Annotated in this window: 14 protein-coding genes; 9 read left to right on the top strand and 5 right to left on the bottom strand. The window is 28.4% G+C overall.

Annotation, left to right across the window (positions count from 1 at the left end; all coding sequences use genetic code 11):
* Positions 1 to 248: 248 nt before the first annotated feature.
* The 7 genes from CC89_RS09775 (at position 249) to CC89_RS09745 (ending at position 9,677) form a co-directional block, all read left to right on the top strand.
* Positions 249 to 1,943 (top strand): PD-(D/E)XK nuclease domain-containing ATP-binding protein, encoded by a 1,695-nt coding sequence (locus tag CC89_RS09775; RefSeq protein WP_035291710.1) that lies wholly within the window; start codon positions 249 to 251, stop codon positions 1,941 to 1,943.
* 450 nt (positions 1,944 to 2,393) lie between these two features.
* Positions 2,394 to 2,942, top strand: a complete 549-nt coding sequence (locus CC89_RS09770) for a CD3072 family TudS-related putative desulfidase (RefSeq protein WP_035291708.1) — start codon at positions 2,394 to 2,396, stop codon at positions 2,940 to 2,942.
* 12 nt (positions 2,943 to 2,954) lie between these two features.
* Positions 2,955 to 4,052, top strand: coding sequence for an ABC transporter ATP-binding protein (locus tag CC89_RS09765; RefSeq protein WP_035291706.1), 1,098 nt, complete (start codon positions 2,955 to 2,957; stop codon positions 4,050 to 4,052).
* Complete coding sequence (locus tag CC89_RS09760; RefSeq protein WP_035291703.1) at positions 4,045 to 4,938, top strand: carbohydrate ABC transporter permease; 894 nt, start codon at positions 4,045 to 4,047, stop codon at positions 4,936 to 4,938. The genes CC89_RS09765 and CC89_RS09760 overlap by 8 nt, the downstream gene beginning before the upstream one ends.
* Before the next feature lie 39 nt (positions 4,939 to 4,977).
* Positions 4,978 to 5,802: a carbohydrate ABC transporter permease gene (locus tag CC89_RS09755; protein ID WP_035291700.1), complete on the top strand. Its 825-nt coding sequence runs from the start codon at positions 4,978 to 4,980 to the stop codon at positions 5,800 to 5,802.
* Positions 5,803 to 6,077: 275 nt separating this feature from the next.
* Positions 6,078 to 7,439 (top strand): ABC transporter substrate-binding protein, encoded by a 1,362-nt coding sequence (locus CC89_RS09750; RefSeq protein ID WP_035291697.1) that lies wholly within the window; start codon positions 6,078 to 6,080, stop codon positions 7,437 to 7,439.
* Positions 7,440 to 7,982: 543 nt separating this feature from the next.
* On the top strand, positions 7,983 to 9,677 hold the full coding sequence (locus tag CC89_RS09745; RefSeq protein ID WP_035291694.1) for a PD-(D/E)XK nuclease domain-containing ATP-binding protein: 1,695 nt from the start codon (positions 7,983 to 7,985) through the stop codon (positions 9,675 to 9,677).
* Positions 9,678 to 9,824: 147 nt separating this feature from the next.
* Here CC89_RS09745 and CC89_RS09740 read toward each other — a convergent pair whose 3' ends face one another.
* The 3 genes from CC89_RS09740 to CC89_RS09730 all read right to left on the bottom strand — a co-directional run bounded on the left by CC89_RS09740 (position 9,825) and on the right by CC89_RS09730 (position 12,207).
* Positions 9,825 to 10,559 (bottom strand): amino acid ABC transporter ATP-binding protein, encoded by a 735-nt coding sequence (locus CC89_RS09740; RefSeq protein ID WP_035291691.1) that lies wholly within the window; start codon positions 10,557 to 10,559, stop codon positions 9,825 to 9,827.
* Positions 10,560 to 10,572: 13 nt separating this feature from the next.
* Positions 10,573 to 11,244, bottom strand: coding sequence for an amino acid ABC transporter permease (locus tag CC89_RS09735; protein ID WP_035291688.1), 672 nt, complete (start codon positions 11,242 to 11,244; stop codon positions 10,573 to 10,575).
* Positions 11,245 to 11,394: 150 nt separating this feature from the next.
* Entirely contained in the window at positions 11,395 to 12,207 is an 813-nt protein-coding gene (locus CC89_RS09730) for a transporter substrate-binding domain-containing protein (RefSeq protein WP_035291685.1), read from the bottom strand.
* Between the two features lie 248 nt (positions 12,208 to 12,455).
* Between CC89_RS09730 and CC89_RS20500 the strand changes: the two genes are divergently transcribed.
* Positions 12,456 to 12,611: a hypothetical protein gene (locus tag CC89_RS20500; RefSeq protein ID WP_185750731.1), complete on the top strand. Its 156-nt coding sequence runs from the start codon at positions 12,456 to 12,458 to the stop codon at positions 12,609 to 12,611.
* Positions 12,612 to 12,854: 243 nt separating this feature from the next.
* Positions 12,855 to 13,346 (top strand): zinc-ribbon domain-containing protein, encoded by a 492-nt coding sequence (locus tag CC89_RS09725; RefSeq protein ID WP_035291683.1) that lies wholly within the window; start codon positions 12,855 to 12,857, stop codon positions 13,344 to 13,346.
* Between the two features lie 254 nt (positions 13,347 to 13,600).
* Here CC89_RS09725 and CC89_RS09720 read toward each other — a convergent pair whose 3' ends face one another.
* Both CC89_RS09720 and CC89_RS09715 read right to left on the bottom strand, forming a co-directional pair.
* A complete protein-coding gene (locus CC89_RS09720; RefSeq protein WP_051931678.1) occupies positions 13,601 to 15,301 on the bottom strand; it encodes a methyl-accepting chemotaxis protein in 1,701 nt (566 codons plus the stop codon).
* A gap of 314 nt (positions 15,302 to 15,615) precedes the next feature.
* The gene (locus CC89_RS09715; protein WP_035291680.1) at positions 15,616 to 16,581 is read right to left on the bottom strand and encodes a hypothetical protein; all 966 of its coding nucleotides are present in this window, start codon (positions 16,579 to 16,581) and stop codon (positions 15,616 to 15,618) included.
* Positions 16,582 to 16,617: the final 36 nt, after the last annotated feature.

The following is a 16,617-nucleotide window of genomic DNA, read 5'->3' as shown; positions in this document are numbered from 1 at the left end:
ACTGGTAATAATTCAAAAATATTATATATTCAAAGAGTAAGTATATTGTTTATTTAAGTTGTCAATATGGTAAAATATAAATAAGGAGAAATAAGGTTTAGTGTCAAAAATGGATGTATCAATGAAAAGACTTATGCAAAGTAGATTAAAACATTGGGTGAAGCATAATATAAAAATAATACAAAAATAGTGAAAATATAAAAAATAATTTAAATAAACACAACAAAGTTAGGAGTGTGAGTAGAATTATGAAAAGAATACCTTATGGTATTTCTAATTTTCAGGTTTTAAGAGAAAAAAACTATCTATATGTAGATAAAACTTCATATATAGAAATTTTAGATAGATATGCTCCTTATCAGTTTTTTATAAGGCCAAGAAGGTTTGGAAAGAGTTTATTTATATCTATGTTAGAAAATTATTATGATATAAATAAAAAAGATAAATTTCAGGAATTATTTGGGGATTTATATATAGGAAAAAATCCTACAGAAGAGAAAAATAAGTTCCTTATTTGGAAAATTAGTTTTGCTGGAATAGATGCAGGTCATGGTGAAGAAGAGTTAAGAAATAGTTTTAATTCAAAAGTTATTGTTTCTGCAACGAAATTTGTAAACCAGTATTCAGATTTATTAGGAGATAGTATTATTCCAAAAAAGGTAAACAGTGCTGAAGTAATAGTTCAATATATATCCCTGTTAGCTAGTAAAATAAAGATGCCCGTATTTGTTTTAATAGACGAATATGATAATTTTGCCAATGAACTAATCACAGGAGGAAAACAAAGTACTTATGAAAGTATTCTTCATGGTGAAGGATTTGTTAAGGTGTTCTATAAGGCTTTAAAGGATGCAACCATGGATAATTTTAACAGGATATTTATGACAGGTGTAAGTCCTATAATGCTGGATGATTTAACTAGTGGATTTAATATAACTAGAAATTATACATTAGATGAAAATATTAATGCAATGATGGGATTTACAAGGGAAGAATTATCATGGATTATGGACGAAATAAATATAAAGGATACAGAGCTTAGAGAAAAAATATGTACTGATATGACTACTTATTATGATGGATATAAATTTAATGAAAATAGTAAATCAGTTTTTAATCCAGATATGTCCATGTATTTTTTAGATAATTATTTGATGTATAATCGTTATCCAAAAGAGATGATAGACAATAATGTAAAAACGGATTATGGAAGAGTTAATCAGCTGGCTTATAATTTTAATGATAGGGGAGCTTTAGAGGAAATAATGAATAAAGGAGAAACCTCTACTATGCTAGTGGATAGATTTAATATTCATACTATGTATAGTGTAAGTGAAAATTTCAAATCCCTATTGTTTTATTTAGGTATGCTTACAATAAAGGGTCAAGGACTTAGTGGTACTATACTTAAAGTACCTAATTACGTGATAAAAACAATTTATTGGGAACAGTATTTCCAAAGGATGAACTTAGAATATAATATACAAATAAAAGATGTTAGAGATGCAATAACTGAAATGAGAGCTTATGGAAACATAGAACCTTTGGTGGAAATTATAAGTAAAATACTAGAGGATTTATCCAATAGAGATTTAATGCAAATGGATGAAAAGCACATTAAAATGATGTTTTTAACCCTTTTAGGCATAGATGGCACTTATTTCATACAAAGTGAAGCGGAAAACAACAAAGGCTATGTAGATATAATGCTTAAGAGAAAAATTCAATTTAAAGATATAACAAAATTTCAGTGGATTATAGAATTAAAATATATAAAGGAAAGTGAAAGAAACACCCTAGAGAAAGTAAAAGAAGAGGGATTAAACCAGCTTAAGGGTTATGCAGAAAGCAAAATGGTTAAAGAACAACTTGGAGAAGATGGCTTAAAGACAGCTCTTATTATTGTGGTAGGTAAAAAAGATATTTATACTGTAGAAGTATAGCCTTTTTTGGTAGCACTCCTATAGGTTGATTTTCACCAATAATACAACAAACAAAAACACAAGACTACATAGATGAAGTAAACTATATTTTAATCTATGCGGTCTTTTTTTGTGGCTTTTTTTATGCCAGTTAAATAATTCCTTATTCTAAAATCTTCCCATACTCGTAACTAGTATTACACAGTAGTGCCTTTTCTAGCTTAGTAAAAGCATATTTCCTTTGAGTATAGTCGTTGAAGGTATTGATTTTATAGCTTTTTAGGGGGTGTAATTTTTATTAACCATATTATACCTTTGATATATTTAAAATTCCAATATATGAATATTAATGTATTTAATATATGTATTAGAAATTTGTTTTTTTATATTATAAAATGTAATTTACTACGGATTATAAAATCTTATGAATAAATATGAATTTAAAAGCAAATGACATGGAAGGGGAAAGTAATGAAAGAAAAGGTAGTATTGTTAGCACATTGTATATTAAATAAAAGTTCTAAGGTGAAATATCATGGAGAAAAAAATAATTTAGAAAGAGATGAAAAAAAGAAACAGTTGTTAAAAATGCTTGTTGATAACAACATTTCTATTGTACAGCTTCCTTGTCCAGAAGTAACTTGTTATGGAGTTAATAGATGGGGACATGTTAAGAATCAGTTTGATACACCACATTTTAGAAATCACTGTAAGAAATTGTTCTCTATATATTTAGAACAAATAGAGGAATATAAAAATAATGGTTATGAAATATTGGGTATTATAGGAATAGATGGGAGTCCATCTTGTGGTGTAAATAGAACCTGTGTTGGTAAGTGGGGTGGAGAGCTTTCTTCTAATGAAGAACTTCAAAGTGTTATTGATAGCATAAGTATGTCAAATGAAGAAGGAATATTTATTGAAGAAATCAAAAAAATGTTAGAAAAAAAACATTTAAATATAAATATTATGGGTCTAGATGAAAATAATATAGAGGATATATACAAGGCTTTGCTTTAGGATGGTGATAAAGTGAATTTAAAAATAGATAATTTAACTATAAAATTTAAAGATGTGACAGCTGTAAAGGACCTAACTTTGCATATAGAAGAAGGGAGCCTTGTGACTTTATTAGGACCTAGTGGATGTGGCAAAAGTACTACACTCTTTACTATAGCTGGGTTGTACAAGCCTTGTAATGGAAATATATATTTTGCTCAGAAGATTGTAAATGATTTGGAACCTGAAAAAAGAAACATAGGTATGGTTTTTCAAAATTATGCACTATATCCTCATATGACTGTATACAAAAATATAGAATTTCCTTTGAAAATGAGAAAAATCAGTAAGATTCAGTTAAAAGAAAAAGTTGAAAGCATAGCTAAATTGGTTAAAATAGAAGATTTACTAGAAAGAAGACCTTATCAGCTATCTGGAGGGCAGCAACAGAGGGTAGCTATTGCCAGAGCACTGGTTAAAGAGCCAGAAATATTGTTGCTAGATGAGCCCTTGTCTAATTTGGATGCTAGACTTAGGATTGAAATGCGGGAAGAAATAAAAAGAATACAGAGAAAACTTAACATAACCACTGTATTTGTTACACATGATCAAGAAGAGGCCATGAGCATGTCTGATAAGATTGCTTTGTTAAGTGAAGGGAAGCTTCAACAATATGATAAACCGGAAAATTTATATATGAAGCCTAGTAATTTATTTGTGTCCAAGTTTCTAGGAAATCCACCTATAAATATTTTTGAAGTGGAGATAAATAGAGAAAATAATACCATGAGGTTTTTGAATAATAATTTAGTAATGCCATTAAATAATTTTATTGATAATGAAAAGATAAAAAGTGGTAAGTATAGAATAGGTGTAAGATGCGAAGATTTTATATTAGAAGAAAAAGATTCTGCAGCTATAAAGGGTAATATTGAAATTGTAGAAATGGTTGGAAAAGATACTATTGTAAAAGCACGAGTAGGTAATGATTATATAAGATGCATAATGCCTTATGATAATTTAAATAAAAATGAAAAAAATATATATTTAAATATAAGAAAAAATAAAATACATTTATTCGGTTACGAAGATGGTAAAAATGTATGTATTGAAGGAGAAAAAGGTGAGTAATAATAAAAACTTTAAGTCTTTTTTAAAAGGTATTATGTATGTATCACCTGCTCTTATAATATTAACGATTTTTAATATTTATCCTATACTAAAATCTTTTGATATGAGCTTCTATACTCATTATAACTACTATAAAGATATAGTTTATACTAGAGGATTAGATAATTTTTATTACATATTTAATGATAGGGAATTTTTATTAGCTGTAAAAAATACTTTTATATATGTGCTTTATGTTATGCCTATATCTATTGTTTTATCTTTGTTTGTAGCAATTTTGTTAAATTCAAATATAAAATTTAGGGGTTTTTTTAGAACTATATATTTTATACCCTTTGTAACATCAACAGTTGCTATATCAATGGTTTGGAGATGGATGTATCATGCAGACCATGGAATTTTAAATTATTTATTAGAATTAATGGGCTTGAATCCAGTAAAGTGGCTGACAGATGCTAAGTGGGCCATGCCTAGTTTAATTATATTAAGTGTATGGAAAAGTCTTGGATATAATATAGTTATATTTTTAGCAGGTCTTCAAAATATAGATGAACAATATAATTTTGCTGCTAAGATAGATGGAGCTGGTAAGTGGCAAAGAATCAAAAATATAACTATACCACTTTTATCGCCAACTATATTTTTTGTGTGTATCATGACATTGATAAGTTCGTTTAAGGTATTTGGTGAGGTGTTTGCATTGTTTGACAAGCAGCCAGGACCTTTAAATAGTTGTCTTACAATGGTTTATTACATATACAACAAATTTTATAACCAATATCAATATGGTATTGCGTCTGCAGCGGTATTTATTTTATTCATAATAATAAGTTTATTTAATTTAGTTCAATTTTATATAGGTAAGAAAAAAGTAGAATATCATTAATTTATAAATTTGAACCGTATTTTATAGGGAGATTGTATTATGATAAAAAATATTTTAAAGAAATCTTTCATTTATATGGTATTAATACTAGGGTGCATTATCACTGTAATACCTTTTATTTGGATGATAAGTACATCATTAAAGCCTTTTAATGAAGTATTTTTGATGCCACCTAAATGGATACCATCTAAAATTATGTGGGAAAATTATGTAGAAGTTCAAAATAAAATACCTTTATTAAGATATTTTTTAAACAGTGTACTTATAACTTTAGGAATAACCTTAGGCACTGTTGTCACTACTGTTTTGGCAGCCTTTGCTTTTTCTAGGGTTAAGTTTTGGGGAAGAGATATAATATTCTCCATATTTATTGGAACCATGATGATACCGGGAGAGGTTATATTAATACCTAATTATATAACTATATCTAAAATAGGATGGATGAATACCTATAAAGGGCTTATTGTACCATGGACTGTAAGTGTATTTTCTATATTTTTACTTAGACAATTTTTCTTAGGTATACCAGAGATACTCTATAGTGCAGCTAAATTAGATGGATGCAGTGACTTTAAGTTTTTGTGGAGGATAATGGTTCCAATAGCCAAACCGGCCTTGATAACTATAGCCTTATTAAGGATTATAAATAGCTGGAATGAATTTTTGTGGCCACTTATTGTGACAAATGTGCCAAATATGCGAACACTTCCAGTTGGACTTATGACATTTACCTCAGAAGCAGGGGCTGATTATCATTTATTAATGGCAGCAGTTACCATGATAATAATTCCAATAATTATAGTGTATTTTGTATTGCAGAAATACATTATATCAGGTATGACTAAATCTGGAATAAAAGGTTAAAATCAAAATTTTAAGGGAAGAATAAAGTTCTTTTAGAAACTAACTATAATTGAAATTTCCAGGTAAGTAATAGGTAATATTCATAAAATAAGTAATAGGTAAGAGTTGAGAAGTAAGAGTTAAGGATAAAACTCAAAGAGTTTTTTAAATTAAAGACCCTTATTAATCTAATGGAGAGTTTAAACTTTATGTGTGAGAGTTCAGTGATTAATTTATTATGTATATCAATAAAATTTATATAAAAAAATATATACAACTAAATAGGAGGTAGCAAAATGAAGTTTAAAAAATTGACAGCTATTATCGCAGCTTGTACTCTAACCTTGGGATTAGCAGCTTGTGGTAATAAGCAAGAGGATGCAGCAAAAAATAAAGAAGAGAAAGTATCAATAGCAACAGAAATAAAAGATTCTGTTACTATCGAATTTTGGCATGCAATGAACGGTGACAATGAAGCGGCACTTAAGGAAATAACAGAGGATTTTAACAAGAAAAATGAAGGGAAAATAACAGTAAATTTGGTGTATCAAGGACATTATAAAGAATTATTCTCAAAATTAGATGGTGCTGCAAAATCTAAAAAATTACCAGCATTGACTATGATATATCCAAATAGATTAACAGCTTATGTTATGAATGATTTAGTGGAAAACCTAAATCCATATATAGAAAATGAAAAAGTAGGATTTGATAAAGAAGTATGGAATGATATACCACAGTTTATAAGAGATAACGGAATGTGGAATGGAAAACATTATTCACTTCCATTTAATAAAGGTACATATCTTCTTTTCTATAACGAAGATTTATTAAAAAAACATAATGTAGAAGTTCCAACTAATTGGGATGAATTAAAAGAAGCATCTAAAAAATTAACTTTAGATACTAATGGAGATGGAAAAAATGACATATACGGATTAGGATTAAACAAATCTGTAGGTATAGATTCAAGCTTTTGGGTGGAACAAGCTGGTGGACATTTAATAAATGAAGAGAAAGACCAACTTCTTTTTAATTCAGAAGAAGGTGTAGCAGCTTTTGATTTCTTATCAGGATTAATTAAAGACGGTTATGCAAAAGTAGCTAATGAAGAAAAATACATGACAGGTGCTTTTAGTAGAGGAGAAGCAGCAATGGGTATCTCTTCTATATCCGCACTACCAGATATAATAAAGGCTTGTAAAGGAAATAACGTAAACTTTAAAACAGCGGTATTACCAGAAGGAAAGAAAAAAGCAGCATTATTTTCAGGTACAGATGTGGCGATATTTAATACTCCTTCATCAGAAGAAAAACTAGCAGCTTTTGAATATTTAAAATTCTTTATGGAAAAAGAATCACAGTTAAAATGGGCTACGAAGTCAGGATATTTACCACTTAGAAATTCAGTTATAAATTCACAAGAATTTAAGGCTTATGTAGAAAAAGAAAATCCAGCCAAAGGGGAAGCATCTAAGGAATTTGAATATGGTTACTGTGATCCTAAAGTATTAAATGGATATGCTATACACGATAATATGGCTAAGGCATTAAATGAAATAATATCAGGAAATAAAGATACAAAAAAAGCATTAAGTGACGCAGAAAAAAAAGCTAGAGAAGAATTAGATGAAGCAAAAAAAGCATTCGGTAAATAAGAAGTACCCCGTTCGTTCAATTTTTATTAATAATATAATAAAAATACAAGACCACATAGATGAAGTAGCCTATAGGAGACTTTAATCTATGTGGTCTTTTTACCTTCATTTCTATTTGTATAAAGAAAATAAAACAAATTATGTGTGTAAAATTTGTAGAAGTGGCAATAATGAAAAATATTATATATGCAAAGAGAAAGTATATGGTTTATTTAAGGTGCCAATATGGTAAAATATAAATAATGAAGAAGTGAAGTTTTAGTGGCAAAAATAGATGTACCAATGAAAATACTTATGAAAAGTAGATTAGAAGATTGGGTGGAGTATATATAAGAAAGATGCTAGTAAAAGACCATTAGTAATACCAATAAGAAAAGATAGAATAATGCAAGTGCCTACAAAGATAGTCATGGAATCAATATTTAAAACATCATATAAAAATAATACAGAAATATAGAAATAATATAAAAATAATAAAAATATAGTGAAAACATAAAAGGTGATTTAAGTAAACACAACAAAGTTAGGAGTGTGAGTAGAATTATGAAAAGAATACCTTATGGTATTTCTAATTTTCAGGTTTTAAGAGAAAAAAACTATCTATATGTAGATAAAACTTCATATATAGAAATTTTAGATAGATATGCTCCTTATCAGTTTTTTATAAGGCCAAGAAGGTTTGGAAAGAGTTTATTTATATCTATGTTAGAAAATTATTATGATATAAATAAAAAAGATAAATTTCAGGAGTTATTTGGGGATTTATATATAGGAAAAAATCCTACAGAAGAGAAAAATAAGTTTCTTATTTGGAAAATTAGTTTTGCTGGTATTGATGCAGGTCATGGGGAAGAAGAGTTAAGAAATAGTTTTAATAAAATTGTTAATTTATCAGTACAAGAATTTATAGATAATTATTCATACCTATTTGAGGATAAAAATATTTCAAAGGAAATGAAAAGTGCAGAAGTAGCAGTTAAATATATATCAATTTTAGCTAATAAAATAAAAATGCCCGTATTTGTTTTAATAGATGAATATGATAATTTTGCCAATGAACTAATTACAGGAGGAAAACAAAACACCTATGAAAGTATTCTCCATGGTGAAGGTTTTGTTAAAGTGTTTTATAAAGCTTTGAAAGATGCAACTATGAATAATTTTAATAGAATATTTATGACTGGTGTAAGTCCTATAATGCTGGATGATTTAACTAGTGGATTTAATATAACTAGAAATTATACATTAGATGAAAATCTTAATGCCATGATGGGATTTACAAGGGAAGAATTATCATGGATTATGGACGAAGTAAATATAAAGGATACAGAGCTTAGAGAAAAAATATGTACTGATATGACTACTTATTATGATGGATATAAATTTAATGAAAATAGTAAATCAGTTTTTAATCCAGATATGTCCATGTATTTTTTAGATAATTATTTAATGTATAATCGTTATCCAAAAGAGATGATAGACAATAATGTAAAAACGGATTATGGAAGAGTTAATCAGCTGGCTTATAATTTTAATGATAGGGGAGCTTTAGAGGAAATAATGAATAAAGGAGAAACCTCTACTATGCTAGTGGATAGATTTAATATTCATACTATGTATAGTGTAAGTGAAAATTTCAAATCCCTATTGTTTTATTTAGGTATGCTTACAATAAAGGGTCAAGGACTTAGTGGTACTATACTTAAAGTACCTAATTACGTGATAAAAACAATTTATTGGGAACAGTATTTCCAAAGGATGAACTTAGAATATAATATACAAATAAAAGATGTTAGAGATGCAATAACTGAAATGAGAGCTTATGGAAACATAGAACCTTTGGTGGAAATTATAAGTAAAATACTAGAGGATTTATCCAATAGAGATTTAATGCAAATGGATGAAAAGCACATTAAAATGATGTTTTTAACCCTTTTAGGCGTAGATGGCACTTATTTCATACAAAGTGAAGCGGAAAACAACAAAGGCTATGTAGATATAATGCTTAAGAGAAAAATTCAATTTAAAGATATAACAAAATTTCAGTGGATTATAGAATTAAAATATATAAAGGAAAGTGAAAGAAACACCCTAGAGAAAGTAAAAGAAGAGGGATTAAACCAGCTTAAGGGTTATGCAGAAAGCAAAATGGTTAAAGAACAACTTGGAGAAGATGGCTTAAAGACAGCTCTTATTATTGTGGTAGGTAAAAAGAATATTTATACTGCAGAAGTATAGTCTTTTTTGCATAAATCCTATGGAGTAATTTTTACCAATAATACAACAAAAACACAAGACCACATAGATAAAGTAAACTATATTTTACTCTATGTGGTCTTTTTTTATGATTATTTAATAAATCGCCTACTCTAAAACTTTTGTCACCTATATATTAAAGCTTTTCAGAAATTTAGTAACCTTTGAGTTTTTACATTCCTTAAAAATATATGCTGGTGTTCCCTGTTCAATAATTTTACCTTCATCCATAAAAATAACTTTATCCGCAACTTCTCTTGCAAATTTCATTTCATGAGTAACCACTATCATAGTTATATGCTCTTTTGCTAATTTTTTTATAACCTCTAGAACTTCCCCTACTAGCTGTGGATCTAAAGCTGAGGTAGGTTCGTCAAATAAGATTACCTTTGAATTTGCTGCCATAGCTCTAGCTATACCTACTCTTTGCTGTTGTCCTCCTGAAAGCTTACTTGGATAGCTATCTTTTTTTTCCTCTAAGCCTACTTGTTTTAAAAGCTCTAACGACTTTTTATAAGCTTCCTCCTTACTGTACTTTTGCACAACTATAAGAGGTTCCATTATGTTTTCAATTGTAGTTTTATTCTTAAAAAGATTATAATTTTGAAATACCATTGAAGTTTTTAGTCTAAGTTTATATATATCTTCTTTAGTACAATTTTCAAAATCTATTTCTAGATCATCTACAGTTATTTTACCCTTATCAGGTTTTTCAAGGTAATTTATACAACGAAGTAAAGTAGATTTTCCTGTACCAGAGGGTCCTATAACTGCAATGACTTCACCTTTTTTAACCTGAAGATTAATCCCTTTTAAAACCTCTAATTCATTAAAACGTTTATGTATATTTTCTATATCTATCATAACTATCACCTTATTAATACCATTCATTTAATTTTAGTTCAATTTTTCTTTGAATAAAAGACATTATTAAAATCAATATCCAATAAACTATTGCAATATCTGTGAAAGCCTCAAGATATCTGTAGCTTGAAGTAGCCTCCATTTGCGCAGATGCCATCATTTCGGTAACTCCTATTGTAGAAGCTAAAGATGAACTTTTAACTATGTTTATAAAGCTATTTGATAAAGCTGGTATGGCAACTCGTATTGCCTGAGGAAGTATTATTCTTTTCATTGCTTGTCCATAAGTCATGCCAATGGATAATGCTGCATCCATCTGGCCTTTATCTATTGAGGAAATAGCTCCTCTTATGGATTCAGACATGAAAGCCGAAGAATTTAAACTTAAAACAATAAAAGCTGCTTGAAATGAACTCATACCTCTAAGGGAAGGCATAACTTGCACAAAACCAAAATATACCAAAAATAATTGTGCTATTAAGGGTGTTCCTCTAAAGAAAGACACATAGATTTTCAATATGGGGGTTAATATCTTGATTTTTTTATTAAAAACTAAAGATATAATCACCGCTAGTACGACACCAAATATCATAGATAATCCCGATAAGAGCAAAGTAACCTTAACATATTTAAGCATTATTGGGATAAGCTTAATAGCATACTGAACATCAAATATTGTATTCATATAATCACCACTTCTAATTTATTTACAATTTCCTTAGGTATAAAAATGGTGCTGCCGCATTAAAAAATTTACATACAATATACTGTTTTGCAAGTTTTAACTTAACACAATATATTGTAGGATTTATTTTTAGTGCGACAGCCCCATCCTTTATTTTTTAGGTTTGGCGGTTGTATCTAGTTTAAACCATTTCTGTGATAGTTTACTCAATGTTCCATCTTCACGCATTTCCTTAATTGTTTTAGTTATAGATTCAACTAATTCCTTGTTTTTTTCATCCTTAGTAAATGGATAAGCATTGGTTTCAAATGCTAATTTAGCTCCTATAAGTCTAAGTGGAAGGTTTCCTTGTTCGATTGTTGATTTTGTCTTAACTTCTCCTTGCCAACCAGCTTCTACTCTTCCCATTTCAACTTCTTTTTCAATAGGTGCTCCGTCGTATGTTACAATTTGAAGATTTAAATTTTTTTCTTTATTAACATCTCTTAAAGTTTTTTCTCCATTTCCACCTAACCAGCAAGCTACCTTTTTACCTTTTAAGTCTTCAAAGGATTTTATAGAACTATCATTTTTAACAGCAAAATCATAGTAGCTGTATGCATAAGGTTCAGTAAAATTGTACTTTTCTAATCTTTCTTTAGTAATTGACATTTGATGTGCTATTGTGTCGATTTTACCTGCATCAAGCATTCCTATTAAACCACTAAATTTTGAAGTTTTGTACTCAATCTTATAATTATTTCTTTTTGCAATTTCACTCCATACGTCAATTTCATAACCTTGAAGTTTATCATTTTTCTTAAATGCCCAAGGATAATATTCTCCTGAAGTACCTACAGTAATAGTCTTTTGTTCTTTAGCTTCTTTTCCACTTGCTGCTGTTTTAGTATCTTTTGCTTTGCCACAAGCAGCTAAAGGAAGTACTAGCATAACACTTAATAATAAAGTAATTATTTTCTTCATTATTTTCCTCCTTAAAGATTTAATTTGAATTTATAACAAGTATATACAATAATATACTTGTTTATAAATATTTTTCACATGGATACAATTATAGTTTAAGTATTTTGTATAAATTTGTCTAATATAAATATTCTATAGATAATTATGGAACTATTCCCAATTAAAATAGTAAATAAAATTTAACTTCAATTATAAAAATCAATGAAATAAAGCTTCAGAAAGTAATTGCATACTACAAAAAGTGTAGGGTGGCAACACTTTTTAATAAAAATTTTGCTAATTATGTAATAAAAACGCAGAGATACATAGATAAAATAAACTATACTTTGATTAATGTAAATATTAATAATGCCAAGCAAGAAAGTTTTGGTGTAGATGATGAATTAGAAAAAAGAAATTACTAATTTTTTTAATAAAATATAGCATAATATTAATTGATGAAAATATACATAAGGTACATGAAAATAAATAACAAGTCAAAGATGCTGGTATATTTTGTGTCAGACAAGGAAGCAGGTTCCGCCGCTAGTAGAACTATTGGTGGGTGCTGCTGACGCAGTATGACGCAAAATAGACTAGCATACTGACTTGTTATTTATTTGAATGTGCCTAAAGGGTCAGCAGAGTATTAAATAAAAGGGAGTGGTATGAAGGTGTTTTGTCCTAGATGTGGGAGTGAAAATGAAAATGAATGCAAATTTTGTGAAAAGTGTGGGCAGAGTTTGAGTGAGATACGTAATATACTAATGGAGAATAACAAAGATGATTTTATAAGAAAATCAGAGAATGTAACTCAGGTAGAGGATATAACGCATGTAAAAGTGCCGCAAGCTAATGTTACTTCAAATGAAAGAGATGACTATCAAGAGGAAAAAAAGGTTATACCTTCAGATAAAAATGATGATGATTTTGAGGAAGAAAATACTAGATCTGGGGAGAGAAAAAAGAATGTTATAATAATATTTTTAATAATTATAGCTTGTATAGCTGTTTTTAGTGGAGCATACTTATATTTTTATAACAAATATTCTACAACTTCTGAAAGCATGATTCAAAATAAAGATAAGTCTAATAATCAATATGAAAGTAGAACATACTTCAATTCATGTGGCCTTTTTTATATTTATACAATCCATTGAATTCATGTGTAGAGGATAGCATATATAAGTACAGTGGTTTTATTTATGTTCATATTAAGTTAAGCATAGAGAATTAACTGGAGAGGAGGATATTATTGAAAGAAATATGGAGTCATATGGAAAGGGGCAATTATCTTTTTTGTAGGATTATATTGTTGTAAAGTTTATTAATAATATAATAGAACACAAGAATACAAGACCACAGATTAAAGTAAACTATACTTCAATCTGTGGCCTTTTTTATTTTTTTGATTTTATTTTATTTTAAATTTGTTTATTTTATCCTGAAGCTCTAAAGTTAAACCACTTAAATCATTTGCAGTTCTAGCAACCTCTTGAGAAGAGGAGTTCATTTCTTCAGAAGAGGCTGCAATTTCTTCGGAAGATGCAGATACTTCTTCTGATACAGAAGATGCTTCCTCTACTTTATCAAATATATTATCTTTTTCTTTATCTATAGTCATTGCAGAATTATTTAAGTGATTTATTTTAGGAATTACATTGTCTATTGAGGTAATAATGTCTCTAAAGGAAAGGAGAGAGTCATTTATTACTTCAGAAGAATCTTTTAGCTTTTCATCTATATCATTGGTATCATGTATTATATTTTCAGTTTCTTTTGATATTTGACTTATGAGATTGCTTATATTATTAGCTGATTCCTTACTTTGTTCAGCAAGTTTTCGTATTTCATCTGCAACTACTGCAAATCCTCTTCCAGATTCCCCAGCACGAGCAGCTTCTATAGCAGCATTTAAAGCTAATAAATTGGTTTGTTCAGCTATAGCATTTATGAGTAAAGTTATCTCATCAATTTTAGTTATTTCATTTCCTAAACCATCAATTTTAAATATAAATTTTCTAAAGGATTCTCCAACAAATTCAAAAGATGTATATAAGTTTTTCATTTTGTCACTGCTTACGCTTGCAGTGGATTCTATTTCATTAGAAATAGAATTTAAATTATTTAAGTTATTAGTCATTTCTTTAATAGCATGTCCAAAATCATTTAATATAGTGCTTATATCAACTAAGCTTTCAGCCTGCTCTCCAGTTCCTTTTGCTACATCATTTATAGCAGTGGATACATTTTCGGAGGAGGATGCCATTTCCTCTGAAATAGCGCTTAAATTTTCAGAAGATGTGTTTATTAATTGACTTTTTTCCTTTATTTCTCGTATTATATTTGAAAAGCCATTTACAGTGTTTTGTATATATTTTTTCATTTGTTCAAATTCATTTTTACCTGTAGATTTAATTTCTATATCTAAATTTCCATAGGACATTTCTTTTAAAATGTCATCTATTTCTTTTAAATAGCTTTTCAAAACTCTTACAGTTAGCACAGACAATATGGTAAAAATAGAAATACATAATATTAAACTTATAATTAGAGTAGTTCTGTTTGTACTATATACTTTATTACTTTCTATTTTATCTCTTTCAGACCATTCTGTGTCATATATACGTAAATCATCTAAAGCTTTTTCAATTTTATTTCCTAGTACCGTTAATTTTTCGTCTTCTTCTTTTGGGATAGGTTTACCTTCTTTAGCATTTATGAGGAATTGTTTTGATGTATCTAGATAAATTTTATAGTTGTCCTCAAATATTTTTAAATATTTTGTTTCGGTTTCATCTGATGGTGTAGAAGTATATGCTTTATATTCTTTCATTACTTCTTTATCACACTTGTCTATAAGTTGTGAATATTTTTCATTATAATTTGCAAATGCATTGGCGCTGTGTAATCTTATGTATAAAAAATTCTCTCTCATTTTTGATACATTTGAAATTGGTAATAGTGCATCGTCATACATAGTTGTTACATTGTCATTAATTTTAGATGCAGCTTTGGTTCCTAAAAGGCCAATGCATAAACTGAAAATTGTAGCTATAGAAGCTAAAAGAATTATGATGTTTGAAATTTTAAGATTTTTGAATTTTTTTTGCAACTTAATCCCCTCTTCTTTTATATAATTTACTAATAACGTAAATGAATTAAAAGTATATCATTTACTAATAGTATGCAATAATTAAAAAAGATCATTATTTAATTAAATGTTAATAATAAGTAGAAACTTAATTATTGGAATTTTCCGAAAATTAACAGGATATTATGCATATATTGCAATAATGTATAATAAATATTTCGAAGAAAAAGAATATTTCTTTATAGGTAACTAATATATAGATGAAATTATTTTAATTTTAAGAAAAAACAAATATAGATATTTGCTATCTGGATAGAAATGTAACAAACAAAAGTCTACACAAGTAAAGTAAAATGTACTTTACCTGTATAGACTTTTTTACCATGAGCAATGTCTGCCATTCTTCTCTTGGCGATTGCCAATCTACTATAATTAGGTAATTCTCTTATTTCTTTGGTTGGTACTGCTGATTCCTTCACTTTTGTTTCATAGTTTTCTAGTAAAGGTTGCAATTGGCTTCTAATCATTTTGCTTGCGGCTTCTTCTGTTTCTGGTAATTTTGATAAGATAGATTTTAATTCTTCAGTTTTATCTTTAGATGAGTTTGCTTTTTCTATGGCATCCCAAATATTGTGTATTGCTTTTTCTATATCATTTGCTGATGAGTTTATTTTATTGGCTACAGCTTCCCCTTCAACGATAGCGTTTTCAATGCCTTTATAGGCTTCTGATGAGTAATCTTTTGAATTTAATGTTTGGGCATATTTAATGGTTTTTCTTAATATGTCAATTGGTGTTGTGGCAATGTCATCTTCTTTAAAGCTGATGGTATAAGTAAGACCATTAAGGCTTCCTCTAAAAAATTTACCTTTTAAAGAGTTTAAGGTAACTTCATTAAGGTGTTTTTTGTTGGCTAATTTTATAAAGGCGTTGCAAATATCTCTATTGCAGTTTGCATCAAATATATTTACATTGGAAAGAGAGATTCCCGCTATATTTAGAGTAGATAACTGAATAAATTCTCCATGTTCCCTAACATATTTGAAGTAACCTTTGCTTTCCATTACTTCACCAAGTAGGTAGTTTCCATCCTTTATGATAATATCCATATAGTTATTGGCATCTACATCTTTTATCTCTGCGGTGCCACCGAACATATATCTAGCCTCTAGAACTAGTTTTTCTCCTTGAGTTCTACTGGACATAACTTCCATGCCATTAGGAACTCCTGCTAGTACAGTCATGCTAAAACAAATTAAAATCAAAAAAGTAATACTAGCACTTAATTTAAATTTTTTCATTTTGTTTCTCCTTCTTTCTTATAAAATTTAATGAAA

Source organism: Clostridium sp. KNHs214 (assembly GCF_000744935.1).
Lineage (GTDB): Bacteria > Bacillota > Clostridia > Clostridiales > Clostridiaceae > Haloimpatiens.
Note: the sequence above shows the minus strand (reverse complement) of the source record. Positions and strands in the feature narration are given on the sequence as shown.